This window comes from Streptomyces sp. NPDC050988 (assembly GCF_044456225.1).
In the GTDB taxonomy this organism is placed as follows: Bacteria; Actinomycetota; Actinomycetes; order Streptomycetales; family Streptomycetaceae; genus Streptomyces.
Window position 1 is genome coordinate 1 of the sequence record NZ_JBITFQ010000038.1, and the last position, 23680, is coordinate 23680.

The 23680-nt window shown below is 69.2% G+C and carries 21 protein-coding genes, 1 rRNA gene and 1 pseudogene; 18 read left to right on the forward strand and 5 right to left on the reverse strand.

Annotated features, from left to right (window positions below; translation table 11 throughout):
- The 10 genes and pseudogenes from rrf to ACIBEI_RS43510 all read left to right on the forward strand — a co-directional run.
- Positions 1 to 88, forward strand: a 5S ribosomal RNA gene (gene rrf / locus ACIBEI_RS43465); the annotation flags it as partial.
- A gap of 63 nt (positions 89 to 151) precedes the next feature.
- Positions 152 to 799 carry an HAD family hydrolase gene (locus tag ACIBEI_RS43470; protein WP_398896511.1) on the forward strand — a complete coding sequence of 216 codons (648 nt, stop codon included), beginning with the start codon at positions 152 to 154 and terminating at the stop codon, positions 797 to 799.
- 119 nt (positions 800 to 918) lie between these two features.
- The gene (locus ACIBEI_RS43475) at positions 919 to 2157 is read left to right on the forward strand and encodes an MFS transporter (protein ID WP_398896513.1); all 1239 of its coding nucleotides are present in this window, start codon (positions 919 to 921) and stop codon (positions 2155 to 2157) included.
- Positions 2108 to 3280: an acetoin utilization protein AcuC gene (locus ACIBEI_RS43480; protein WP_398896514.1), complete on the forward strand. Its 1173-nt coding sequence runs from the start codon at positions 2108 to 2110 to the stop codon at positions 3278 to 3280. Before ACIBEI_RS43475 ends, ACIBEI_RS43480 begins: the two co-directional genes overlap by 50 nt.
- Before the next feature lie 350 nt (positions 3281 to 3630).
- The gene (locus tag ACIBEI_RS43485; RefSeq protein WP_398896516.1) at positions 3631 to 4446 is read left to right on the forward strand and encodes a phosphatase; all 816 of its coding nucleotides are present in this window, start codon (positions 3631 to 3633) and stop codon (positions 4444 to 4446) included.
- A 129-nt stretch (positions 4447 to 4575) separates the two neighbouring features.
- The gene (locus ACIBEI_RS43490) at positions 4576 to 4785 is read left to right on the forward strand and encodes a helix-turn-helix domain-containing protein (protein WP_093781815.1); all 210 of its coding nucleotides are present in this window, start codon (positions 4576 to 4578) and stop codon (positions 4783 to 4785) included.
- A gap of 164 nt (positions 4786 to 4949) precedes the next feature.
- Positions 4950 to 5048, forward strand: coding sequence for a 30S ribosomal protein bS22 (locus ACIBEI_RS43495; protein ID WP_003948845.1), 99 nt, complete (start codon positions 4950 to 4952; stop codon positions 5046 to 5048).
- 359 nt (positions 5049 to 5407) lie between these two features.
- Positions 5408 to 6469, forward strand: coding sequence for an NAD-dependent epimerase/dehydratase family protein (locus ACIBEI_RS43500; protein WP_143644173.1), 1062 nt, complete (start codon positions 5408 to 5410; stop codon positions 6467 to 6469).
- Positions 6470 to 6483: 14 nt separating this feature from the next.
- Complete coding sequence (locus ACIBEI_RS43505) at positions 6484 to 7533, forward strand: lysophospholipid acyltransferase family protein (protein WP_398896518.1); 1050 nt, start codon at positions 6484 to 6486, stop codon at positions 7531 to 7533.
- Between the two features lie 110 nt (positions 7534 to 7643).
- A pseudogene (locus tag ACIBEI_RS43510) lies at positions 7644 to 7739 on the forward strand (glycerol acyltransferase); the annotation flags it as partial.
- A gap of 88 nt (positions 7740 to 7827) precedes the next feature.
- Here ACIBEI_RS43510 and ACIBEI_RS43515 read toward each other — a convergent pair.
- From ACIBEI_RS43515 to ACIBEI_RS43525, 3 genes are all read right to left on the reverse strand, one after another.
- On the reverse strand, positions 7828 to 9057 hold the full coding sequence (locus ACIBEI_RS43515) for a DUF5667 domain-containing protein (RefSeq protein ID WP_398896519.1): 1230 nt from the start codon (positions 9055 to 9057) through the stop codon (positions 7828 to 7830).
- Between the two features lie 287 nt (positions 9058 to 9344).
- Complete coding sequence (locus ACIBEI_RS43520; protein ID WP_055616602.1) at positions 9345 to 10121, reverse strand: ECF subfamily RNA polymerase sigma factor, BldN family; 777 nt, start codon at positions 10119 to 10121, stop codon at positions 9345 to 9347.
- Between the two features lie 383 nt (positions 10122 to 10504).
- Positions 10505 to 11443: an HAD family phosphatase gene (locus ACIBEI_RS43525; protein ID WP_189844924.1), complete on the reverse strand. Its 939-nt coding sequence runs from the start codon at positions 11441 to 11443 to the stop codon at positions 10505 to 10507.
- Positions 11444 to 11614: 171 nt separating this feature from the next.
- Here ACIBEI_RS43525 and ACIBEI_RS43530 point away from each other — a divergent pair, with 171 nt between their 5' ends.
- From ACIBEI_RS43530 to ACIBEI_RS43550, 5 genes are all read left to right on the forward strand, one after another.
- The gene (locus tag ACIBEI_RS43530) at positions 11615 to 11914 is read left to right on the forward strand and encodes a glutaredoxin family protein (protein WP_398896521.1); all 300 of its coding nucleotides are present in this window, start codon (positions 11615 to 11617) and stop codon (positions 11912 to 11914) included.
- A gap of 322 nt (positions 11915 to 12236) precedes the next feature.
- Positions 12237 to 13013, forward strand: a complete 777-nt coding sequence (locus ACIBEI_RS43535) for a redox-sensing transcriptional repressor Rex (RefSeq protein WP_189844922.1) — start codon at positions 12237 to 12239, stop codon at positions 13011 to 13013.
- Positions 13010 to 14893 (forward strand): glutamyl-tRNA reductase, encoded by a 1884-nt coding sequence (locus ACIBEI_RS43540; RefSeq protein WP_398896522.1) that lies wholly within the window; start codon positions 13010 to 13012, stop codon positions 14891 to 14893. The genes ACIBEI_RS43535 and ACIBEI_RS43540 overlap by 4 nt, the downstream gene beginning before the upstream one ends.
- Complete coding sequence (gene hemC / locus ACIBEI_RS43545) at positions 14890 to 15849, forward strand: hydroxymethylbilane synthase (protein WP_398896523.1); 960 nt, start codon at positions 14890 to 14892, stop codon at positions 15847 to 15849. Before ACIBEI_RS43540 ends, hemC begins: the two co-directional genes overlap by 4 nt.
- Positions 15846 to 17531, forward strand: a complete 1686-nt coding sequence (locus ACIBEI_RS43550; RefSeq protein ID WP_269651637.1) for a bifunctional uroporphyrinogen-III C-methyltransferase/uroporphyrinogen-III synthase — start codon at positions 15846 to 15848, stop codon at positions 17529 to 17531. The genes hemC and ACIBEI_RS43550 overlap by 4 nt, the downstream gene beginning before the upstream one ends.
- A gap of 235 nt (positions 17532 to 17766) precedes the next feature.
- Here the strand turns inward: ACIBEI_RS43550 and ACIBEI_RS43555 are convergent, their stop codons facing one another.
- Positions 17767 to 19158 (reverse strand): FAD-binding oxidoreductase, encoded by a 1392-nt coding sequence (locus ACIBEI_RS43555; RefSeq protein ID WP_398896525.1) that lies wholly within the window; start codon positions 19156 to 19158, stop codon positions 17767 to 17769.
- A 142-nt stretch (positions 19159 to 19300) separates the two neighbouring features.
- Here ACIBEI_RS43555 and hemB point away from each other — a divergent pair, with 142 nt between their 5' ends.
- Positions 19301 to 20293: a porphobilinogen synthase gene (gene hemB / locus ACIBEI_RS43560; RefSeq protein WP_398896526.1), complete on the forward strand. Its 993-nt coding sequence runs from the start codon at positions 19301 to 19303 to the stop codon at positions 20291 to 20293.
- A 10-nt stretch (positions 20294 to 20303) separates the two neighbouring features.
- On the opposite strand, the gene ACIBEI_RS43565 is transcribed toward hemB, so the two are convergent.
- Entirely contained in the window at positions 20304 to 21032 is a 729-nt protein-coding gene (locus ACIBEI_RS43565; RefSeq protein WP_398896527.1) for a DUF4232 domain-containing protein, read from the reverse strand.
- A gap of 197 nt (positions 21033 to 21229) precedes the next feature.
- Between ACIBEI_RS43565 and ACIBEI_RS43570 the strand changes: the two genes are divergently transcribed.
- A complete protein-coding gene (locus ACIBEI_RS43570) occupies positions 21230 to 22618 on the forward strand; it encodes a helix-turn-helix domain-containing protein (protein WP_398896529.1) in 1389 nt (462 codons plus the stop codon).
- Positions 22619 to 22763: 145 nt separating this feature from the next.
- On the forward strand, positions 22764 to 23666 hold the full coding sequence (locus ACIBEI_RS43575) for an SAM-dependent methyltransferase (protein ID WP_398896530.1): 903 nt from the start codon (positions 22764 to 22766) through the stop codon (positions 23664 to 23666).
- Positions 23667 to 23680 lie beyond the last annotated feature (14 nt).

Sequence of the window (23680 nt, forward strand, 5' to 3'; positions counted from 1 at the left end):
CGGTTACATTCCGAACCCGGAAGCTAAGCCTTACAGCGCCGATGGTACTGCAGGGGGGACCCTGTGGGAGAGTAGGACACCGCCGAACAAATATTATGGGAAAGCCCCTGCACTTCGGTGCGGGGGCTTTCTTGCGTTTAGGGTCTTTGTTATGCGCTACGAACTGGTGGTCTTCGACAACGACGGCGTCCTTGTGGACAGTGAGCCGATCTCCAATACGCTGCTGGCCGCCTATCTCACCGAGCTGGGGCACCCCACCTCGTACGAGGAGTCCCTGCGCGACTACATGGGCTCCGCCATGCACCGCGTACACGATCTGGTCGAGGAGCGGACCGGGGAGCGGCTGCCCGCCGACTTCGACGATGTCTTTCATGCGCGCGTGTTCGCCGCCTTCGAGCGGGAGTTGGAGCCGGTGGCGGGGGCCGTGGAGGTCCTGGAGAAGCTGGCCGCGGACGGGGTTCCGTACTGTCTGGCATCGTCCGGGAGTCATGAGCGGATCCGGGTCGGGCATCGGAAGACCGGTCTTGACCGGTGGTTCGACGACGGGCGGATCTTCAGTTCGCAGGACGTGGGCCGGGGGAAGCCGGCGCCGGATCTGTTCCTTCACGCGGCCGAGCGCATGGGGGTGCCGCCGGAGAAGTGTCTTGTCGTCGAGGACAGTCCGCTCGGGGTGCGGGCGGCCGTCGCGGCAGGCATGGATGTGTACGGGTTCACGGCGATGACGCCGCCCGAGCGGTTGGCGGGGGCCGACCGGCTCTTCGAGGACATGAGCGAGCTGATCGGCCTGCTTCAGAGCTGACTTGCCGTCCGTATGGCCACTGAGTTGATCTCAAGTTGATCTTCCAGCGCCAGAGTTGAACAAAATTCATCTTTGAACCGTCTACCCACGGGTAAGCCTGAGCCCTACGCTGAGCCGCCATGACAGATGTGCTGCGGCGTGGCCGGGCTTCTTTGGCATTCAGTTTCTTCGCCCAGGGCGTCGCCTTCGCGCTGCTCGTGACGCGAATACCCGCGATCCAGGACCGGTACGGGATATCCGACGCGTTGCTGCCGGCCTTCCTCGCGGCCGTGCCGATCCTGGCCGGGGTCGGCAGCGTCTGCACCGAGCAGTTGGTGAAGAGGGTGCCCCCCAGCCACGTACTGCGCTGGTCGCAGCCGGTGGTGCTGCTGGCCCTGCTCGGGGTGGGGGCCGGTGACGGGCTGTGGGCGATCGGGGTGTCGCTCGCCGCCTTCGGGCTGGCCGTCGGATCGCTCGACGCCTCCATGAACATGCTCGGAGTGAGTCTTCAGCACAGGTACGGGCGCAGCATCATGCTCGGGTTCCACGCGGCGTTCAGTCTGGGCGGGATCGTCGGGGCGTCGCTCGCGTGGGTGGGGGCGCACTGGGATCTGGCGCTGTTCGTGTCGTATCTGCCGGTGGTCGTGGTGTTGTTGCCCGCGGCTTTCGTGGGGAGCCGGTGGTACGTCGACGGGAGCGGGCCGGAGGCCGAGGCCGAGGTCGAGGCGAAGGGGCAGGGCGAGAGCGGGAGCGGTGGTGGCAGCGTTGGGTTCAAGTTGCTGCTGCCTCTGTGTCTGGTGATGGCCGTCGCGTACATCGGGGATTCGACCGTCTCCAACTGGAGCGCCAAGTATCTGCAGGACGTGCTCGGCAGTTCGGAGCAGCTGGCGACCGTTCCGTACAACGTCTATATGGTCACCACGCTGATCGGGCGGGCCGTCGGGGACTTCGGGGTGCGGCGGTTCGGGGCCGTGATGGTGGTGCGGGCCGGTGCGGCGGTCGCGGCGGTGGGGTTCGCGGTGGTGGCGGGGGCGCCGGGGGCGTGGGTCGGGATGCTCGGCTTCACGCTGCTGGGGTTCGGGTTGTGCGTGATCGTGCCGCAGACCTTCGCGGCCGCCGGACGGCTCTTTCCAGGGGCTGCGGATGCGGCCGTCGCTCGACTGAATATCTTCAACTATGTGGGGTTCTTGATCGGTTCGCCCTTGGTGGGGGCTCTGGGCGATGCGTGGAGTTATCGGGGGGCCATGCTCGTGCCGATGGTGTTGGTGCTGGTGACGTTGGTGTACGCCAAGTCGTTCGCCTCTGAACCTTCCCGATACGGTGACGGGCATGAGCGGCCGCGCACAGCTGATGTGGGACGAGGCAGTAACGGGCTATGACTTCGGCCCGGATCATCCGATGGATCCGGTCCGGTTGGCGCTGACCCGGCGCCTGGTCGATGCCTTCGGGCTCGACCGGGAGGTGGAGGTCGTCTCGGCCAAGGCCGCCGGGGACTCGACTCTGCGGCTCGTGCACCGGGAGGACTACATCGAGGCGGTCAAGGCCGCCTCTGTGGATCCGAGGAGCGCGGACGGGGCGTACGGGCTGGGGACCATGGACGATCCCGCCTTCGCCGGGATGCACGAGGTGTCCGCGCTGATCGCCGGGCAGTCGGTGGGGGCCGCCGAGGCCGTGTGGCGGGGTGAGGCGCTGCACGCGGTGAACTTCGCGGGCGGGCTGCATCATGCGATGCCTGGCGGTGCGTCGGGGTTCTGCATCTACAACGATGCTTCTTTGGCCATTGCCCGGTTGCTGGAGCTCGGGGCCGAGCGGGTCGCGTACGTGGATGTGGACGTGCATCACGGGGACGGGGTGCAGGCCGCGTTCTGGGAGGACCCGCGGGTGCTGACCGTGTCGTTGCACGAGCATCCTCGGACCCTGTTTCCGCAGACGGGGTGGCCGGAGGAGACCGGGGCCGCGTCCGCGGAGGGGTCCGCCGTGAATGTGGCGTTGCCGGCCGGGACCGGGGACGCGGGGTGGCTGCGGGCCTTTCACTCCGTCGTGCCGGAGTTGGTCGCGGACTTTCGGCCGCAGGTGCTGGTGACTCAGCACGGGGCCGATACGCACTTCGAGGATCCGCTCGCTCATCTTGCCGTGTCGTTGGATGCGCAGCGGGCTGTGCAGGTGGCCTGTCATGAGCTGGCGCACGAGTACGCCGAGGGGCGGTGGGTCGCTCTTGGTGGGGGCGGGTATGCCGTGGTGGATGTGGTGCCTCGGTCGTGGACGCATCTGGTGGCTGTCGCGGCGGGGCGGGAGATCGCGCCGGAGACGGTGGTTCCTGAGGGGTGGCGGCAGGAGGTTTTTGCTCGTACGCGGCAGTTGGCGCCTGCGCGGATGACTGATGGGCGGTGGCCTGTGTCGTGGAAGGGGTGGGAGTCGGGGTATGACCCCGCCGACCGTCTTGACCAGGCTGTGCTTGCTGCGCGGCGGGCTGCGTTTCCGTTGCGGGGGTTGTTGGCGTAGGGCTCCGCCGGGGGGCCTGGCCTTTTTTCTCGCCCCCGCCGCCCCTACCCATTCCCGTCCCTCTGGGGCTCCGCCCCAGGCCCCGTGGGGGGCGTTTTCGGGTGCGGGCCGGTGGGGGCTGGTCGCGCAGTTCCCCGCGCCCCTAAAGGCCCCCTAGGGGCGCGGGGAACTGCGCAGTCTTTTGGGGGTTCGGGGGCGGAGCCCCTGAGTTAGTGACGGGAATGGGTAGGGGCGGCGGGGGCGAAAGAAAGCCTCAGCCGTCCCCCTCGCCCTAGACCCCGTTACGCCAACTGTGGGGTGTTTCAGGGGTTTTGGGGGTGTGGGGTGGGTGGATGCGTCAGCATCGGGGCGTGTTGAGTAGTGGAGCGTTGCGGGCGCATTTGCTGGCGGCGAGGCTGGCGGGGACGGTGGCCACCTCGCGGGAGACGAGTCTCAGGAGCTATCGGTTGTTCGCCGCGCGGGATCCGCGGGTGATGATCGGGCTTGATCCTGAATGGACATGGGAACAACCGGATCTGATCGCTTTGATGGCGGACAAGTGCGGGGTGTCCCCCGATCCGCAGTACACGTCTGGTCCTGATGTGATCGATCCTGAGCGAACTCTGGCGGCTCTTGACGCCTTCGCCGCCCGGCTTGCGGAAGCCGCACGGAACCGTTCCCCGGTGCTGCTCGGCACCGGACACCCGCACCGGCTGATCGGTTTCTACGCCGCCCTGGCGGACGCTCTGTCGGCGGCGGGGTGTACCGTCCTCACCCCCGCGCATGGTCACTGTGTCGACATAACGACCCGGTTCGGTCTACGCACGTACAACCTTGACTACGTACGAGGAGTCGCGCTGGTGCGCGAACCGGGGGCGTGGGACCCCGGTCGTGAGACCGGCGCGCACACGCACTCTCCCCTCCCGGTTCGTACCGCTCTGGCCGCCGCGGCGGAGGTCGGCGGCCCCCTGCCGGAACTCGTGGTGGGAGACCACGGCTGGGTCTGCGGAGCAGGTCAGCTGGGGTTCGAGGCCATGGGCCTGGGTGACACCGACGATCCCGCGCTGTTCGTCGGAGAGGCAGAGGGGCGGGTGTCCGTCGTCGTTCCACTTGATGACGCTGTGCGGTCTGATTACTACCGACCGCTTACTCGCTATGTACTCAATCGAGCGTGTCTGTCACAGTAGGCCGCCGATGGCCCCTCCTCTTCCCCACTCGCATCACACGCCCCTACTCTGGGGAGTGAGCACGCAACGACGAAGTGTCACCGGAAGGGGAAGCCGGTGACCGTCGAGTGCGGAAGGTTCAGGTGTGTCATGGCTGCTGGCGAGAGGCCTCTGAACGAGGTTCAGTTCCTTACCGTGGCGGAAGTCGCCTCGGTGATGCGAGTGTCGAAGATGACCGTGTACCGCTTGGTGCACAGCGGTCATCTGCCCGCGATCCGGGTCGGGAGGTCATTCCGCGTCCCGGAGCAAGCGGTTCACGAGTACCTTCGCGAGTCCTACGTGGGGGTGGAGACAGCCTGACGGCGGTCCGGGGAGGTCCCGGGACGGCTCGATCGCGTCCCCGGGACCTCACCCGGAACTCCTCGATTACGACCTCGGCGCTCAGACGGGTAGGCTGGCCCCTCATAAGTCGTGTGGGCCCATGCAGCCCAGCAACGAGTAAAGAGAAGTGAGCGAGGGTAGTCGTGGGCTCTGTTATCAAGAAGCGGCGCAAGCGGATGGCGAAGAAGAAGCACCGCAAGCTGCTCAAGCGCACTCGCGTTCAGCGTCGCAACAAGAAGTAGGTCGCGACGGACAGCGGTCACCCGCCACAAGCAGGGCAGACGGTGGGCGACGACGCTGTGACAGTGCGCTCTGTGGCCCCCCACCGGCTGGTGGGGGGCCACAGTCGTATCCCCTGACCCCCCTGATTCCCTGCCGCGGTGTCCGGCCGGGCGAACGCCGTGCGTACGTCCGGGCCTACGACTGTGCGGCGAATGGCTGGGTCTGGTCGTACGTACGGGGGTGTCGTCACTTCGTGCATCGGGCGGTCATCACAGCGCAACACCGACCCGCTAACGTGGCGGTCACGGGGAACACGGCAGAGTACGAACGGCACAGTACGAGCAGCATGTCGTCGACGGCTGGAAGGAAGGCGCTGATCTTGGGGAAGGTCGTGCTCGTGACCGGAGTGGCCCGTCAGTTGGGGGGCCGGTTCGTACGACGGATCCAGCGTGACCCCGAGGTGGACAGGGTGGTCGCCGTGGACGCGGTCCCGCCCGAGCACCACCTGGGCGGCGCCGACTTCGTACGGGCCGACATAAGGCAGCCCGCCATCGCCAGGGTGCTGGCGGAGCACTCCGTGGACACGGTGGTGCACCTGGACGTGACGGCCACGCCGCTGGGCGGTGGCAGCCGGACCACGGTCAAGGAGACCAACGTCATCGGCACCATGCAGCTGCTGGGCGCCTGTCAGAAGTCGCCGACGGTCAAGCGGCTCGTCGTGAAGTCCAGTACCAACGTGTACGGATCGGCGCCGCGCGATCCGGCCGTCTTCACCGAGACCACCCCGCCCAAGTCGCTGCCCAGCGGCGGCTTCGCGAAGGACACGGTCGAGGTCGAGGGGTATGTGCGCGGGTTCGCCCGGCGCCGGCCCGACGTCGCCGTGTGTGTGCTGCGGTTCGCGAACATCCTCGGGCCGAGCGCGGACTCGCCGCTCGCCGCGTACTTCTCGCTGCCCGTGCTGCCGACCGTACTCGGCTACGACCCGCGGCTGCAGTTCGTGCACGAGGACGACGTGATCGAGGTGCTGCGGATCGCCTCGCACGAGCCGCGGCGCGGCACGCTCAACAGCGGTACGTTCAACATCGCCGGCGACGGTGTCCTGCTGCTCTCGCAGTGCGCGCGGCGGCTCGGCCGGCCCACGGTTCCCGTGCTGATGCCCGCGGTGAGCTGGGTGGGCTCGGCGCTGCGTACGCTGGGCATGACGGACTTCTCGCCCGAGCAGCTGCGGCTGCTCACCCACGGCCGGGTCGTGGCGACCCGGCAGATGCGCGAGACGCTCGGCTACGGTCCCAGGTACACGACCGCGGAGACCTTCGCGGACTTCGCACGCAGCCGAGGGCCCGGACTCCTGCCCCCCGAGGCCCTTGCGGGGGCCGTCGACCGGATCGCGGCACTGCCTGTACTCGGCGGTGGCCATCTCCCGACGCAGAGCGCCAACTGAGGAGCGCATCAACGATGGCGGACGCCAAGGTCATTCCGTTCGACGACGACCGGTCCCGCGGGAGTGCCGTACAGCGGCCGCCGCGGCGCCGGGGCGCGGGGAACAGGCGCAAGGGCGAGCCCGTGGTGGTTCGTGAGGTCCAGCCCCTGCCCGCACGAACGATTCCGCAGGATGATGTTCCTGTGACGCGTGAGGAACCGGCTGCTGTGGAGAAGCCGCAGGAGAATGGCTGGGACCGGCGCATCGCCGGCGGTCTGGCCTTCCTGCGGCGGCGACTGACGGGTGAGTACGAGGTCGACGACTTCGGTTACGACCAGGAGCTCACCGACCAGGTGCTGATGTCGATGCTGCGGCCCCTCTACGAGAAGTACTTCCGCGTCGAGGTGAAGGGCATCGAGAACATCCCGTCGGAGGGCGGGGCGCTGATCGTCGCCAACCACTCCGGGACGCTGCCGCTGGACGGCCTGATGATGCAGGTCGCCGTCCACGACAACCACCCCGACGGCCGTCATCTGCGGCTCCTCGCGGCCGACCTGGTCTTCATACTGCCGGTGGTCAACGAACTGGCCCGCAAGGCCGGTCACACGCTCGCCTGCGCGGAGGACGCCGAACGGCTCCTGGAGCGCGGCGAACTGGTGGGGGTGATGCCGGAGGGCTTCAAGGGCATCGGCAAGCCGTTCAGTGAGCGCTACAAGCTCCAGCGCTTCGGCCGCGGCGGCTTCGTGTCGACGGCCCTTCGCCAGGGCACGCCGATCATTCCGTGCTCCATCGTGGGTGCGGAGGAGATCTACCCGATGATCGGCAACTCCAAGACGCTGGCCCGTCTCCTCGGCTTCCCGTACTTCCCGATCACGCCCACCTTCCCGTGGCTGGGCCCGCTCGGTGGCGTCCCGCTCCCCACGAAGTGGACGATCCAGTTCGGCGAGCCGATCCTGACGGACGGCTACCCGCCGGAGGCGGCGGAGGATCCCATGCTGATGTTCAACCTCACGGACCAGGTGAGGGAACAGATCCAGCACACGTTGTACAAGCTGCTGGTGCAGCGGCGGTCGGTGTTCTTCTGAGGGCCGGTTCCGCAAGGGGGGATACTCCGGCGCGCCAGGCCGACGGACGGAGTCCGGCGCAGCCGTCCGAAGCCTGCGAAGCAGTGCGAGGGCGGCGGTGTAGATGGGTCCCGATGCTGATGTTCAACCTCACGGACCAGGTGAGAGAGCAGATCCAGCACACGCTCTACAAGCTGCTGGTGCAGCGGCGGTCGGTGTTCTTCTGAAGGTCCTGGATGCGTCCAGGACTTCTGGATACGTCGGTGGGGGCGCCCCTTGTGAAAAGGGGCGCCCCCACCGACGTATCCGAAGAAGCTAGTCCGCGTCCTCGCTGTCGATTCCCAGGCCCGGGAGCAGGCCCGGGAGGAGGGGCGGCAGGGTCACGTCCGGCTCCGCCGGTGGGGTGTCCTTGCCGGACGGGGAGGGGCTGGTCTCGTCCTCGGGCGGGTCCAGGAGGCCGCCGGTGTTGCCGCCGAGCAGGCCGTCGTCCTGGGTCTTGGACGTGGACGGCTTGGGGTTGCCGCTGCTGGAGCCGGTGCCGTCCGACGAGTCGCCGCCGGTGGAGCTGGGGGCGGCCGGTCGGTCCGTACGGGACGAGTCGGTGGCGTCCGAGCTCGCGCCGCGGTGGCGGCCTGTGCCCTCCGGGGAGGGTGGCTTCGGGAGCAGCGAGCGCAGCGGCTCGACCTCTTCGTCTATGGCGTCGAAGACCGAGCTGACCTGGCGGCTGACGTCGCCGAGCTGCACGGGCAGCCGGTCGCGCAGGGCGCCCCAGGCGTCGCGGTGCGACTGGGAGAAGGCGGAGAGGGCCTGGATGGGGCCCAGGGAGTCCGGGTCCCGCTCATAGGCCTCGTGCAGCAGGCGGTGGCCCTCGGAGGCGTCGTGCTGCATGCCGGACAGCGCGCGCCGGATCTCGCCCAGGGACTCGTGGTCGAGGGGCCCCGAGCGGCCGCGCTCCATCAGGCGGCGCGCCTCGCTCAGCCGGGTGGAGGCCTGGTCGAGGTAGAGCCGGCCCCGGTCGCCCTCGCCGTCGGCCATGCCCAGCTTGAGGTCCTCCATGCCGCGCTTGAGCCCGTAGAGCGAATCACCGGGCAGGGCGTCGGAACTGGCAGCGGCGACACCGCTGAAGGCTCCGGCGGCCACACCGACGGTGAGCCCGCCCGCGGCGAGCCCCTTCGACAGCCGGGAACGCGGTCGCAATTTCCCCAGCCCGGTCGCCCGGTGCGCGCCCCGGCCCCGGTGGGACCGCTGCTCGGGCACCGAAGGGTCCGCCGCCCTGCCTCCCGCTGCCGTGCCCTCCTGGAGCATGGCCTCCATCGCGGCCACCAGCTGGGCCCGCTGGACGACCTTGACCTCGGGGTCCAGCTCCGGTTTGGGCAGTTCGCCGAGGCCGGTCGCCAGGGACAGCATCCGGCCCTGCTCGGGCCGGTCCACGGCGGCCGGAGCAGGGCCTTCGGACTGCTCGGCCGCCGTGCCCCGGTCGGGCTGCTCTTCCAGGGCCTGGGCGAAGGCGTTCGCCCGCCGGTGCGCCGATACGTTCGCGATCACTGGCGGCACCTCCTCTCGTCATCACGGTCGACTCCCCAGGGGGTCCTGAGGGTTGCACACCCCGACCACGACCACTCGATCGAGTGATCGAAGTCGGCCAGGGTGTGACCACAGGGAGCCTGTATCCCGCACAACGAGCGGCTCGGCACTTGGGTTACGGACGACGGATGATCGGACCGCGAAGTCAACGGACTTTCACGGACGGTGAGTTGGACATCGCTGAGCGTATGGAGACATACGGAGTCGTACGGAGAGGAGGCGGGGCAGGGCCCGCCGTGTACGGGGTCTCAGCGGGCGTCTTCCGGGAGGAGCCGGGCCAGTGTGCGCACCGCCCGGTACTGGAGGGTCTTGATCGCGCCCTCGTTCTTGCCCATCACGCGGGCGGTCTCGGCGACCGAGAGGCCCTGGAGGAAGCGCAGGGTCACGCACTCCTGCTGCTGCGGGTTGAGGCGGCGGACGGCATCCAGCAGCGCCGCGTTCGAGAGGGACTCCAGGACGGAGTCCTCGGGGGAGCGCTCGACCTCGTTGGCGTCGAGCATCTCGCCGGTGGTCACTTCCAGCCGGAAGCGGCTCGACTTGAAGTGGTCCGCGACGAGGTTACGGGCGATGGTGACGAGCCAGGCGCCGAAGTCACGGCCCTGCCAGGTGAACGTGCCGATGCGGCGCAGGGCGCGCAGGAACGTCTCGCTTGTGAGGTCTTCCGCGGTCGCCTTCCCGCCGACGCGGTAATAGATATAGCGGTACACAGTGTCGCTGTACTGGTCGTAGAGCCGGCCGAAGGCCTCGGCCTCACCGGCCTGTGCGCGCTCCACGAGGTCCATCATCCGGGCGCTGTCACTGTCTGCGGCCGGGCGGCGTGCGGTGGTGGCCGACGCGCTCGAACGACCTCGTCTGCCCACCGCCGCGCTGCCGTCCGCCAGTGCGTAGCACGGGCCGACGGGCGCGGCGGAGACAGCGAGGGCGGGGACGGCGTACGCGGTGGGGACGAAGCCGCGCAGGCGGTCGATGACCGTTGCGCGCAGCGTAGCCAGGCCCGAGGCGTCAACCCCGACGTGTGGGTACACGGGACTCCCAGAGGCAGAGCTTCCATCACGTGCAGTACCGGACCATTCACCCGTCGTAGCGAAGAGTGGGGCCCGTCATGCGTCTGAGGAGAATAACGCTTCGTACAGGCAGTGCTACACCCAGTTGCTCAAATCATCGATTACGTCGCTTCTGTTACCGAATGACGCCTCATCAAGTGCCGGAGAGTGACCGGTTGTTGATCGAATGATTCCGCGTTCCGTCTGAGTCCGGGGCGTGTTGTGGCCGGGTGCCGTTAACGGGACTGGCGGGGGCTCTGCGCGGGTAGGACAGCCGGATTGCCCGTGTTCCTGTGGCGCGCGGTGAACTGTGCGACCGGCCACGGCCGACCCGCACTGTCGTACGGACTCCTGCCGCGGTGTGCTCAGCGGCGGCGGCGGTGCAGGGCGATCGCGGCCGCCGTGCCGCCCGCGACCGCGCCGACGCCGGCCGCCGCGGGAATGCCGACCTTCGCCGCCTTGCGGCCCGTGCGGTAGTCGCGCAGCCGCCAGTCGAGCTTGCGGGCGTGCTTGCGGAGCTTGGCGTCCGGGTTGATCGCGTACGGGTGCCCGACCAGCGAGAGCATCGGGATGTCGTTGTGGGAGTCGCTGTACGCGGCGCAGCGGCCGAGGTCCAGGCCCTCCGCCGCGGCCAGGGCGCGTACCGCCTCCGCCTTCGCGGGGCCGTGCAGCGGTTCGCCGACGAGCTTGCCGGTGTAGACGCCGTCGACCGACTCGGCGACCGTGCCGAGCGCGCCGGTCAGGCCCAGGCGGCGGGCGATCACCGTGGCGATCTCGACGGGGGCCGCCGTGACCAGCCACACCTTCTGGCCCGCGTCCAGGTGGGCCTCGGCGAGTGCGCGGGTGCCGGGCCAGATGCGCTCGGCCATGTACTCGTCGTAGATCTCCTCGCCGATCGACATCAGCTCGGAGACACGGTGGCCCTTCACGATCGACAGCGCCGAGTCGCGGGCGTCCTGCATGTGCTCGGGGTCCTCGACGCCGGCCAGCCGGAACCAGGCCTGCTGCCAGGCGAACCGGTAGAGGTCGCGGGTCTCGAAGAACTTCCGCTTGTAGAGACCGCGGCCGAAGTGGAAGATCGCGGCGCCCTGCATCACGGTGTTGTCGAGGTCGAAGAACGCGGCGGCCTTGTCGTCACCGATGACCGGGAACTCCGGTTCGGTGCCTTCGGGCGCGGCTTCGTGCGCCAGCTCCTCCAACTCCTGGGAGGACTTGCGCGCTGCCTCAGCCGAGGCCTCGCCTGCCAGCACGCTCCGCGCGGTGGCGGAGCGCCTACGGGGGGTGAGCCATCCGAGAGCGGCCATGGCGTGAGCATAGCCAGTTTGTTCGGTGGTTCCGGAGTCGGGAGGTTTGGAGGCTGTGAACTCTCCGCGACCGTGCCGTTAAAGAACTCATCTCTTCGGGATCGTTCTTGGGCGCTTCGCGGGGTGGTCGTGCTTCGGGTGGAGGGCCGGGCGAGCCCACGCGGCGGGAGAATGGTTCGTATGAGCCCCATCTTTCGACGTGGTGAGCGTCGTGCGGAGAAGAGTGTGTCGCGGGAGCGGCTGGTCACGCTGATCGGGAAGCCCGACTGTCATTTGTGCGAAGACGCACAGGAAGTCGTGGAGAAGGTCTGTGGTGATCTCGGTGTCCGCTGGGAGAAGAAGGACATCACCCAGGACGAGGAACTGCACCGCGAGTACTGGGAACAGATCCCGGTGGTGCTGGTGGACGGGGCCCAGCACACGTTCTGGCGGGTCGATGAGGAGCGGCTGCGCAGGGCGCTCAAGGCGTAGCCAATGGGGCGGAGTAATGGAACCGTGGCCTGACCGAGGCGTCCAAAGAGGCCGGAAAGTCACTTAGGATCGAGGGCGGTTCGGACTCGGGGGCGGGGATCGTAGAGGAGAGTGTGCGGTTTTGCCCCCAACATGTGAGGAACGAAGGTGCGCGTGCGCCGGTTCCGTACGGGTGCGCCGGGGGTGCGTGACCCCGGTCACGTTGGCCGGGCAAATCGGACACCATCTTTGTGCACGCGTTCACAAAGACATAGCCTGCATTCGACGGGGCGGTCTAGGTACGTGCGACCGCCTGAAGCCCCGCGCTACCCGCAGGAGCACCGTGGCAACTGGCCGAACTCACCGACCGGCGACCCGCAGCCGAGGGATTCCCGAGGCCACCGTCGCCAGGCTTCCGCTGTACCTCCGAGCCCTCACCGCTCTGTCGGAGCGCTCGGTACCCACGGTGTCCTCCGAGGAGCTCGCGGCCGCGGCGGGGGTCAACTCCGCCAAGCTGCGCAAGGACTTCTCGTACCTCGGGTCGTACGGGACGCGCGGTGTGGGCTACGACGTCGAGTACCTCGTCTACCAGATCTCCCGCGAACTCGGCCTCACCCAGGACTGGCCGGTCGTGATCGTCGGTATCGGTAACCTCGGCGCGGCCCTGGCCAACTACGGCGGGTTCGCCTCGCGCGGCTTCCGCGTCGCGGCGCTGATCGACGCCGATCCCGAGATGGCCGGCAAGCCCGTCGCCGGGATCCCCGTGCAGCACACCGACGAGCTGGAAAAGATCATCGACGACAACGGCGTGTCGATCGGTGTCATCGCCACCCCCGCCGGCGCCGCCCAGCAGGTCTGCGACCGGCTCGTCGCCGCCGGTGTGACCTCCATCCTGAACTTCGCGCCGACCGTGCTGACCGTCCCGGACGGTGTCGACGTACGCAAGGTCGATCTCTCCATCGAGCTGCAGATCCTCGCCTTCCACGAGCAGCGCAAGGCCGGCGAGGAGGCCGAGGCGCAGGCCGGGGCCGCGATGGAGGCGGAGGCCGAGGCGGCCGCCGCGGCCAAGGAGGCCGGGAAAGGGCCCGACGGGGATGTCCCCGCCGTGATGCCGGCATGAGCCTTCTTGTCGTCGGACTGAGCCACCGCAGCGCTCCGGTCAGTGTCCTGGAGCGGGCCGCGCTGTCCGCGGACGCCCAGATCAAGCTGCTCCAGGACACGGTCGCCGCCGAGCCGGCCGCCGAGGCCGCGGTGCTCGCCACCTGCAACCGGATCGAGCTCTACGCCGACGTGGACAAGTTCCACGCGGGCGTCGCCGAGCTCTCCACGTTGCTCGCGCAGCACAGCGGGGTTGGGCTGGATGAGCTCACTCCCTATCTGTACGTGCACTACGAGGACCGGGCCGTCCACCACTTCTTCTCGGTGGCCTGCGGGCTCGACTCGATGGTCGTCGGCGAGGGACAGATCCTCGGCCAGATCAAGGACGCTCTCGCCACCGCGCAGGAACTGCACACGGCCGGGCGGCTGCTGAACGACCTCTTCCAGCAGGCGCTGCGGGTCGGCAAGCGTGCCCACTCCGAGACCGGCATCGACCGGGCCGGGCAGTCCCTGGTGACCTTCGGCCTGGAGCAGCTGTCGTCCGGCGCCCCGGTCGACGCCTGGCTCAAGGGCAAGCGGGCCCTCGTGATCGGCGCCGGCTCCATGTCCTCGCTCGCCGCGGCGACGCTCGCGCGCGCCGGGGTGGCCGAGCTGGTCGTCGCCAACCGGACGTTCGACCGGGCGGAGCGCCTCGCGGCCCTGCTCGCCGAGCAGTACGGACAGCGCCCGGCGGACCAGGACGACCCGGACGACCAGCGCGACTCGGACGTGCTGGCCCGCGCGGTACCGATGGAGTCGGTGCCGGGCGAGCTGACACGTGCCGACGTCGTCGTGTCCTGCACCGGCGCGACCGGACTCGTACTGACGGTGGACCTCGTGGCCGAGGCGGTCGAGGGGCGCACGGGCGCGCCCGCCGTGGAGCGCGTCGCCGACTCCGGCTCCGGTTCCGGCTCCGTGCGGTCCGGTCTTCCGCCCACCAGCGTGGGCAGCGAGGACGGCTGTCCGCTCGATCTGTCCACCGGGCAGGGTTCCGCCGTGCAGGGTTCTGCCGCGCAAGGTTCCGCCGCGCAAGGTTCCGCTGTGCAGGGCTCCACCGGCTTCTCCGTCATGGGGGAGGCCGCCGTGGCCGGTATGGACGCGGCCACCCTGGAGCAGCACGCCGCCTGGGTCGACAACGGGACCGTCGACCGTCGCGAGGGCCGCCGTACGCCCGAGATCGACACCGACGCCGTCGCCGCCCTCGCCGCCGCCGCGGCCACCCTCGGACGGGTGCCCGAGCGGCGTCGGCCCGAGCCCGTCGCCGAGGTGCCCCGGCCGCTGCCCGTACTCTCCCTGCTCGACCTCGCCATGCCCCGCGACATCGACGCGGCCGTGCACCGGCTGCTCGGGGTGCGGCTGGTGGACATCGAGTCCCTCGCCGAGGCCTCCGCGGACGCCCCGATGGCCGCCGACGTGGACCAGGTGCGACGGATCGTCTCCGACGAGGTCGCCGCCTTCGACGCCGCTCAGCGGGCCGCGCACATCACGCCCACCGTCGTGGCGCTGCGCGCCATGGCCGCCGACGTCGTGGCGAGCGAGATCGCCCGGCTCGACGGCCGGCTGCCCGGCCTCGACGACAAGCAGCGCGGCGAGATCACCCAGACCGTGCGACGCGTCGTGGACAAGCTCCTGCACGCGCCGACCGTACGGGTCAAGCAACTGGCCGCCGAGCCCGGCGGTGCCGGGTACGCGGACGCGCTGCGGACCCTGTTCGACCTGGAGCCCGAGACGGTCGCCGCCGTCTCCCGGGCCGATGACGACAGCCGGGACGAGGACAGCACTGCTTTTGGTGGTCTGGACTTCGGCCGCGAGAACTTTGACAGCAACAACTTCGAGAGCGCCGAGAACCGAGGGCGAGCATGAATGGGCAAGCACTGAGACTGGGGACCAGGCGGAGCAAACTCGCCATGGCCCAGTCCCGGCAGGTGGCGGATGCCGTGAGCCAGGTGACCGGGCGATCCGTCGAGCTTGTGGAGATCACGACCTACGGGGACACGTCCCGCGAGCAGCTCGCGCAGATCGGTGGCACGGGGGTCTTCGTGACCGCCCTGCGCGACGCGCTTCTGAGCGGTGAGGTCGACTTCGCCGTCCACTCCCTCAAGGACCTGCCGACCGCACAGCCCGACGATCTGGTGCTGGCCGCGATCCCGGTGCGCGAGGACCCGCGCGATGTCCTGATCGCCCGCGACGGGCGCACCTTCGCGCAACTGCCCGACGGGGCACGGCTCGGAACCGGCTCGCCGCGTCGCATGGCCCAGCTGAACGCGTACGCGCGGGAGCACGGGATCGCGATAGAGACCGTGCCGATTCGTGGGAACGTCGACACCCGGATCGGGTACGTGCGCAGTGGTGAGCTCGATGGTGTCGTGCTTGCCGCGGCTGGACTGAAGCGGATGGGACGGGTCGGGGACGTCACCGACTTCCTGCCTGTCGACACGATTTTGCCCGCCCCCGGACAGGGGGCCCTCGCGATCGAGTGTGCCGCGGACAACGCGGACCTCGTCGCAGCGCTCGCCGAGCTCGACGACCCGTTCACCCGGGCCGCCGTGACCGCCGAGCGGTCCCTGCTCGCCGCCCTGGAGGCCGGCTGCAGTGCACCTGTGGGTGCGCTCGCCGACCTTCTGGCCGACGGGCAGATTGTCAAGGAAATGCGCCTGCGCGGCGTCGTCGGCACGACCGACGGCTCGACGCTGGTGCAGTTGTCCACCACCGGTCCCGTGCCCGAGACACATGACCAAGCAATGGCGCTCGGCCGTGAACTCGCCGCCGAGATGCTTGCCAAGGGCGCGGCCGGTCTGATGGGGGAGCGAGCACATTGAGCCCCACCACCCTTCCCGCCGGCCTCGAACACGGGCACGTCACCTTCCTCGGTGCCGGACCCGGGGATCCGGGACTGCTGACTCTGCGCGCCGTCGAGGCGCTGGCGAACGCGGATGTCCTGGTCGCCGAACCCGAAGTGATCGACGTCGTCCGCACGCACGCCAGACGAAACGTCACCGTGCTCGACACCGATTCGGGCCCGAGCCCGGACACGCCTCAGCTAACGGTAGTTGACGGCGCGTCAACAACCTCTGGCGTCCCCGCGTCGAAGGACGCGGCCAATATTGTCATGGAGGCCGCGAGGGGTGGCAGGCGGGTCGTCCGTGCCGTCTCCGGCGACCCCGGACTTGATGCCTATGCCGCCGAGGAGATGCTCGCCTGCGCTGCCGCGGGTGTGCCCTTCGAGGTCGTTCCCGGTGTCGCTGCCGCTGTCGGTGTGCCTGCTTACGCGGGTGTGCCGTTGCGGGACGCCCAGGGGGCGGACGTGCGGTTCGTGGACGCTCGTACCGCGTCCGGGCGATGCTGGACCGAGGTCGGGGCGTCGGATGGGACTGTTGTCGTTTCTGCGACCCTTGATTCCGTGGGTGCCGCTGCGGGGGAGCTTGTTGCCGCCGGGCGTAAGCCCGATACGCCCATGACCGTGACTGTTGCTGGGACCACTACTCGGCAGCGGACCTGGGCCGCGACGCTCGGGACCATCGCGCAGACGCTCAAGCAGGCCAAGGTGCTGCCCTCGCCCGATGGCGGGCGGCCGGTGATAGCCGTGGTCGGTGAGCGTTCCGCCGCCGCCCAGCGCGACCAGTTGTCGTGGTTCGAGTCCAAGCCGCTGTTCGGCTGGAAGGTGCTCGTGCCGCGGACCAAGGAGCAGGCGGCTTCGCTCTCCGACCAGCTGCGGTCGTACGGGGCCGTTCCGCACGAGGTGCCGACGATCGCCGTCGAGCCGCCGCGGACGCCTCAGCAGATGGAGCGGGCCGTCAAGGGGCTCGTTACCGGGCGGTATGAGTGGATTGCTTTCACGAGTGTGAATGCGGTCAAGGCCGTGCGGGAGAAGTTCGAGGAGTACGGGCTTGATGCGCGTGCTTTTGCGGGGATCAAGGTTGCCGCTGTGGGGGAGCAGACCGCCAAGGCGCTTGTCGCCTTTGGTGTGAAGCCGGATCTGGTGCCTAGTGGGGAGCAGTCGGCTGCTGGGCTTTTGGAGGACTGGCCTCCTTACGATCCCGTTTTTGATCCGATCGATCGGGTGTTTCTGCCTCGGGCCGATATTGCCACGGAGACGTTGGTGGCTGGGCTCATTGAGTTGGGGTGGGAGGTTGATGACGTTACGGCTTATCGGACCGTGCGTGCTTCGCCTCCGCCTGCGGAGACTCGGGAGGCCATTAAGGGTGGTGGGTTCGACGCTGTTCTTTTCACGTCGTCCAGCACTGTGCGGAATCTCGTGGGTATCGCCGGGAAGCCTCACAACGTGACCGTCATTGCCTGTATCGGGCCTGCCACGGCGAAGACCGCCGAGGAGCATGGGCTGCGGGTCGATGTCATGGCTCCGGAGCCGTCTGTGCATCGGCTGGCCGAGGCGTTGGCGGACTTCGGGTTGCGGCGGCGGGCTGCTGCGCTTGAGGCGGGGGATCCTGTTACTCGGCCCAGTGAGCGGCGGCCGGGGTCTCGGCGGCGGCGTTCTACGTAGCGGGGCGTTCGCTGTGCGGTCCGTGGCGCGTTGGTTTTGGGGCGTGCGCGGGCCGCGGGTTCGGGGCGCGTTGTTTGGGGCGCGGGCCGTGCCGGTACGTCGAGCCCGCCGCGTGCCGGGTGTACGGCTGTGGGTTTTGAAGGTGCTGCTTGCCGGAGGAGCCCTATGCGGCGGGCTTTCGACGTACCGGCACGGCCCGCTCCCGTGCGTCGTCGGCTGCGGGGCGGTGGTCTTTTTATGCCGCCGGGGGTACCGCGTGGCCGTAGCGGAGCAGGTTGGTCGGGTCGTGGGTGGCCTTTGTGCGTTGGAGGTGTTTGTAGACCTCTGGGGTCCAAGCCCGGGCTCGGTCTGCTTCTGTGCCGGGGGTGCCGTGGATGTTGACCATGGTGTGGCCTGTGCCGTAGGGGGTCATGGCCTGTTGTAGGGCTGTTGTGGCTTGTTCTACGGCTTGTGCCGTTTTTGGGTCGGGGAGGATGGCCACCGATTCCAGGAAGTACGTGGCGTCGCGGGCGCAGACCGCGTCCTGTACGGGGGCCGGGCGGGACAGTGCGCCGCCCATGTGGCGCAGTTCGACCAGGAGTAGGGGGCAGTCCGTGGCTGTCGGGCCCACCTGGTCGAGGAACGTCCGGATGGCCTCGGGGGTGAGGTCGTGGAGCAGGGCGCACGATTCTCTTGCGGGGAGTGGGTCCTCGGGTTCCGCGTAGATCTGGTCCACGGCCGTGTAGTCCATCTCCGCCACCGTGTCGATCACCGGTGGTGCGGCTGCGCGTATGGGGGTCAGGAGGTCGTTTCCCACTGTTGGGTCGCCTGTCCAGGCGATGGCCACCCTGGACCAGAAGCCGCCGCGCAGGGGCTCCGGGATCTGGGGGAGTGGGGGGAGGCGGAGCAGGCTGAATGCCGTGCACATCTCAGGGGGGAGGGTGGGAGTCCAGCTTGCGTAGGCGTTGAGGACGGACTCCGCGTCCGTGCCCGCGTAGTAGATCGCGCCGCCGAGGATGCGGGTGAGCGGGATCAGCTCGGTGACGAGGGAGGTTACGACGCCGACGTTGCCCTTGCCGCCTCGCAGGGCCCGGAACAGGTCGGGCTCGTGGGCCGGGTCCGTTTCGTGCAGGACTCCGTCCGGGGTCACCACCTGGAAGGAGCGGACCAGGTCGGACGCGTAGCCGTAGGTCCGGCCCAGGACCGGCAGGCCGCCGCCCAGCGTGTAGCCGATCACGCCCACGTCGGTCGAGGAGCCGGTCAGTGCGGCCAGGCCGTGGGGTGCGGCCGCCTCCAGGACGTCTCGCCATTTCGCGCCGGCGGAGACTGTGGCGGTGCGTTCGGCCGGGTCTATTCGTACGTCCGTCATGCGGCTGGTGTTGATCAGCAGGCCGTCGTGGATGGGGAAGTTCGCTCCGTGGCCCGTCGCCTGGACGGAGACGGGGGTGCCTGTTGCCGTCGCCCAGCGGAGTGCCGCGACGATGTCGTCCGTTCCCGTTGCCCCGATCACGATGTCCGGTGCGTGGCGCTGCGACAGGTTGAAGCCCGTGACCTCTGCCATGTACGCCTCGTCGTCGGGTCTCAGGACCGGGCCCCGGATCTCCGAGAGGGCGAACAGGTTGGGGGTGGGGGTGTGCGCGGTTGTCATCGCGTCCTCCTGCCCAGAGAGGCCGGCCGTCCGGGTCCTTGTTCCACCAGCTTGGACCCGGGGCGTCCCGGGCGCATGTGGGGGCGGTGGCTCCGACTGGGCGTCGGCAAAGGGGGGTGTGGGGCGGGCGTAGCGTTGGTGCATGACTACGTACGGATCCTTTCCGGGCAGTCGGCCTCGGCGGCTGCGGACCACCCCCGTGATGCGGCGCATGGTCGCCGAGACCCGGCTGCATCCCGCCGACTTCATCCTCCCCGCGTTCGTGCGTGAGGGAGTGGCCGAGCCCGTGCCCATCGCGGCGATGCCGGGCGTTGTGCAGCACACGCGGGACAGTCTGAAGAAGGCTGCCGCGGAGGCCGTGGCGGCCGGCGTCTCCGGGATCATGCTGTTCGGTGTTCCGGAGGAGTCCAAGAAGGATGCCGTGGGGACGCCGGGGACCGATCCTGACGGGATTCTGCAGGTCGCCCTTCGGGATGTGCGGGCCGAGGTCGGCGACGAGCTGTTGGTGATGTCCGATCTGTGTCTCGATGAGACCACTGATCATGGGCATTGTGGGGTGTTGGACGGTCAGGGGCGCGTTGACAATGACGCGACCCTGGAGCGGTACGCCGAGATGGCCCAGGTACAGGCCGATGCCGGGGCCCATGTGGTGGGCCCCAGCGGGATGATGGACGGCCAGATCGGCGTCGTGCGTGATGCTCTTGATCAGATCGGGCGCGAGGATGTGGCGATTCTGGCCTACACCGTCAAGTACTCCTCCGCCTTCTTCGGGCCCTTCCGGGAAGCCGTCGGCTCGTCGTTGAAGGGCGACCGGAAGACCTATCAGCAGGATCCCGCCAACGCGCGTGAGTCCCTGCGGGAGCTGGCCCTCGATCTGGAGGAGGGGGCCGACATGGTGATGGTGAAGCCGGCCGGGCCGTATCTCGACATCCTCGCGCGGGTCGCGGATGCGGTGGCTGTGCCTGTGGCGGCCTACCAGATCTCCGGTGAGTACTCGATGGTCGAAGCCGCCGCCGAGAAGGGGTGGATCGACCGGGATCAGGCGATCCTCGAGACACTCACCGGGATCAAGCGGGCCGGCGCCCAGAACATCCTCACGTACTGGGCGACCGAGGTGGCGCAGAAGCTGCGCTGAGCCCGCCTGCCTACCAGGTGAGGGCGTCCGCCATCGTCTGCTGCCAGTACGTGACCGAGATCGAGCTGTCCACGTACACGCCCTTGGCGGGCAGCGACGGCTTGGCCGCGGATCCCGCGTCCTTGTTCAGGTAGACCTCGAGCGACTTCGCCGTGTAGCCGTTGGAGCCGCTGCCGTCCGCCGCCGAGAGGAGCACGCCCGCGTAGCCCGACTCGCCAGGGGCCAGCGTGAGCACCGCCTGCGGCTTGGAGTCCTCGAAGACCGGCGGGACCGACTGCGCCTCGCCGAAGCGGACGGCCGGGTAGCCGATCACGTTGCAGTTCTTCGAGCCGGTGTTGGTGACGGTGAGGAGCAGGTGGTTCAGGGGGCGCGAGACCACCGTGGCCGCCATGCGGGTGTTGGCGGTGGTGCAGGGCGTGCGGGTGGGGCCGGAGTCCTTCGAGCCCGACGACTTCGACGAGTCCGATGAGCCCGTCGAGCCCGTCGAGTTCTGCGTGCCCTTCCCGTCCTTGGGCTTGGAGTTCGAGTTCGACGACGACGCCGCCTGTCCCGCGTCCGTGGTCGTCTCCTTGTTCTTCTGCGACTCGGACGTCGGCGTGGACGACGGCTGGGACGTGGCGCCCGCCGACGCGCCCTCGTCGCGTACGCCCTCTCCGTTGTTGCAGGCCGTCAGTGTCAGCGTGGCGACGGCGAGCGCTGCGGCGGCGAGGACACGGGTGCGGGTGGTACGTGCGGACATGATTGATCCCCCTGATGCGGTACGGGCCTTGGTGCAGGCCGCTCGACCGAGTGACGGGAGCGGCGTGCTTGGATGGCCCAAGCTTGTGCGGCGACCTGTCCCGGCCGCCACACCTGCCGGGGTTTCCGGGACGCAGGAACGCCCGTAATGGCTCTGAGCTGGGGGAACGACCTTCCCCTGGAACGTGGATCCGGGACGTGGAAGAGGGAGGAACGGTGGCGGGGGACGAGTTCTCGGAGCTTCTGGGACAGTTGAAGGAGCGGTCCGGGCTCAGTTACGGGGTGCTCGGGAAGCGGCTTCACACGAGTACGTCGACGCTTCACCGGTACGTCAACGGGGATGCCGTGCCGACGGACTACGCGCCCGTGGAGCGGTTCGCCCGCGCCTGCAAGGCCTCCCCCGAGGAACTGGTGGAGCTGCACCGGCGGTGGGTTCTCGCGGATGCGCGGCGGGGGCAGAAGGCGGGGGAGGGGGCCGGCGAGTCCGTTTCGGCCGCCGGCTCGGATTTGGCTTCGACCGCTGCGTCCGCTGAGTCCGCTGCGTCCGCTTCGGACTCGCCCCTTGAATCGGGGGCTGCTGCCGGTTCGGAGTCGGCTGTGGATGCGGGTGTCGGGGGCGATGTTCTCGGCTCGGGTCCGGAGGCCGAGCGGGCAGGGGCGTCGGACGCGCCCGCTGCGCGGCGGCGGCGTACCGTCCTGCTCGCCGGGGCTGCCGTGGCCGCCGCGGTCGTGTCGGCCGCCCTCGTGGTGAATCTCGTGCCGGGCAAGAGCGACGACGGTGAGGGCAGGAAGCAGTCAGTGGGGGCCACCGCCGGGACCGTCGACGAAAGTCCCGGGGCCAGTGCGTCCGGTGGCGCGAAGGGGAAGTCGGCCTCGCCGTCCGCCTCGCGCAGCGGTACTCCGACGGCGTCCTCCTCCGCCTCCCGGAGCGCCGGGGCCGGGGCCGCGCAGGACTCCGGGGCCGAGGAGAGTGCCTCCGCGCCCACCGTCGCCGTCAATCCGTACAAGTGGGAAGGTCCGTGCAGTCAGCACTACCTCGTCGACCGGAAGCCCGAGCAGGTGCCTCCGCCGCCGAGTGAGTCGGACGCGCGCGGGTGGGTCAGTGCGCTCGGCGGGGTCGCCGGCGGGCAGCAGATGCTCGCGCTGACCGTGCAGGGCACCGGGAAGGCCACCGTCGTCCTGGAGGCGCTGCATGTGCGGGTGGTGGAGAAGAGCGCGCCGCTCGCCTGGAACGACTTCGCGATGGGTGTCGGGTGCGGTGGCGGGGTGGAGACCACGTCGTTCGCCGTGAACCTCGACGCCGGGCGGCCCGCGACCTCGCCCAAGGCCGGGCAGCGCGACTTCCCGTACAAGGTGAGCGAGTCCGACCCCGAGGTCTTCTACATCTTCGCGGACGCCCGGGCGCACAACGTGAGCTGGTACCTGGAGCTCGACTGGTCCAGCGGGACCAAGCAGGGCACCGTACGCGTCGACAACAAGGGGCAGCCGTTCCGGACCAGCGGGAACGTGGGGCGGCCCGCGTACAACTACCCGCTAGGCGACTCCGAATGGGGGCGGAACGAGTCTGAGCCCGACATTCCGGGCTGAGCGCCTCTGCATTCCCGGGCGAGCGGTCGGCCCAACCGGGCGGACGCGGTTCGCACGGTCGATCTGCCGGTCGGGGCACTATCAAGTGACCCCGAGAGTTAGGTTGTTGCTCGTTTAATGACGCGACTCTCCAGGGAGAGGCTCTATGCCCGGTGACGCTCTCAGCCAGGACCCCGCAGAGCTGAGAAGGAGGATCGACACCACCAAGGCACACCCGGCACGTGTCTACGACGTCTTTCTCGGGGGCAAGGACAACTACGAGGTCGACCGGGCCGCGGCCGCCGCCGCGCTCGCGGCCAACCCGCGCGGCTACCTGGACGTCCGGCACAACCGCGACTTCCTGCGCCGGGCCGTGAACACACTGACCGGCGAAGAGGGCATCCGGCAGTACCTGGACATCGGCACGGGGCTGCCGACCCAGGAGAACGTCCACCAGATCGCCCAGCGCCTCGCCCCCGACTCCCGGGTCGTGTATGTCGACAACGACCCGGTCGTCCTCGCCCATGCGCGCGCCCTGCTCACCAGCGGGCCCGAGGGCCGGACCGACTACATCGACGCCGACCTGGAGAACCCGGCCCAGATCCTCGAAGCGGCCGCGAAGACCCTGGACTTCGACCGGCCCGTCGCCCTCGCGCTCGTGGCGATCCTGCACTTCGTCGAGGACGACAAGGCCTACCCGATCGTGCGCGAGCTCATCGACGCCCTGCCCTCGGGCAGCCGGCTCGTGCTCAGCCATCTCACCGAGGACCTCAACGCCGAGAACATCCGCGCGGTCCAGCGGACGTACACCGAGCGCGGTTTCACCTTCGTGCTGCGCTCGAAGGCGGAGGTCGAGCGGTTCCTCACCGAGAACGGTCTGGAGGTCGACGAGCCAGGCGTGGTCCCCGCCCACCACTGGCGTCCCGACAACGCGGCGCCCGTCCCCGAGCAGCCCGAGCCCGGCTACTTCGACAGCCTCGACGACATCGAGAAGGTCAGGTACCGCGACATCAACGACGTGACGGACGCGGACATCAACGTGTACGCGGTCACGGGGCGCAAGCCCTGAGCCGTAGGCCCGCC

What these genes read in the sequence shown, in the direction of transcription:
- ACIBEI_RS43470 (WP_398896511.1), top strand. Translation starts at nt 152, where the DNA reads ATGCGCTACGAACTGGTGGTCTTCGACAACGACGGCGTCCTTGTGGAC.
- ACIBEI_RS43475 (WP_398896513.1), top strand. Translation starts at nt 919, where the DNA reads ATGACAGATGTGCTGCGGCGTGGCCGGGCTTCTTTGGCATTCAGTTTC.
- ACIBEI_RS43480 (WP_398896514.1), top strand. Translation starts at nt 2,108, where the DNA reads ATGAGCGGCCGCGCACAGCTGATGTGGGACGAGGCAGTAACGGGCTAT.
- ACIBEI_RS43490 (WP_093781815.1), top strand. Translation starts at nt 4,576, where the DNA reads ATGGCTGCTGGCGAGAGGCCTCTGAACGAGGTTCAGTTCCTTACCGTG.
- ACIBEI_RS43505 (WP_398896518.1), top strand. Translation starts at nt 6,484, where the DNA reads ATGGCGGACGCCAAGGTCATTCCGTTCGACGACGACCGGTCCCGCGGG.
- ACIBEI_RS43525 (WP_189844924.1), bottom strand. Translation starts at nt 11,443, where the DNA reads ATGGCCGCTCTCGGATGGCTCACCCCCCGTAGGCGCTCCGCCACCGCG.
- ACIBEI_RS43530 (WP_398896521.1), top strand. Translation starts at nt 11,615, where the DNA reads ATGGTTCGTATGAGCCCCATCTTTCGACGTGGTGAGCGTCGTGCGGAG.
- ACIBEI_RS43540 (WP_398896522.1), top strand. Translation starts at nt 13,010, where the DNA reads ATGAGCCTTCTTGTCGTCGGACTGAGCCACCGCAGCGCTCCGGTCAGT.
- hemC (WP_398896523.1), top strand. Translation starts at nt 14,890, where the DNA reads ATGAATGGGCAAGCACTGAGACTGGGGACCAGGCGGAGCAAACTCGCC.
- ACIBEI_RS43555 (WP_398896525.1), bottom strand. Translation starts at nt 19,158, where the DNA reads ATGACAACCGCGCACACCCCCACCCCCAACCTGTTCGCCCTCTCGGAG.
- hemB (WP_398896526.1), top strand. Translation starts at nt 19,301, where the DNA reads ATGACTACGTACGGATCCTTTCCGGGCAGTCGGCCTCGGCGGCTGCGG.
- ACIBEI_RS43565 (WP_398896527.1), bottom strand. Translation starts at nt 21,032, where the DNA reads ATGTCCGCACGTACCACCCGCACCCGTGTCCTCGCCGCCGCAGCGCTC.
- ACIBEI_RS43575 (WP_398896530.1), top strand. Translation starts at nt 22,764, where the DNA reads ATGCCCGGTGACGCTCTCAGCCAGGACCCCGCAGAGCTGAGAAGGAGG.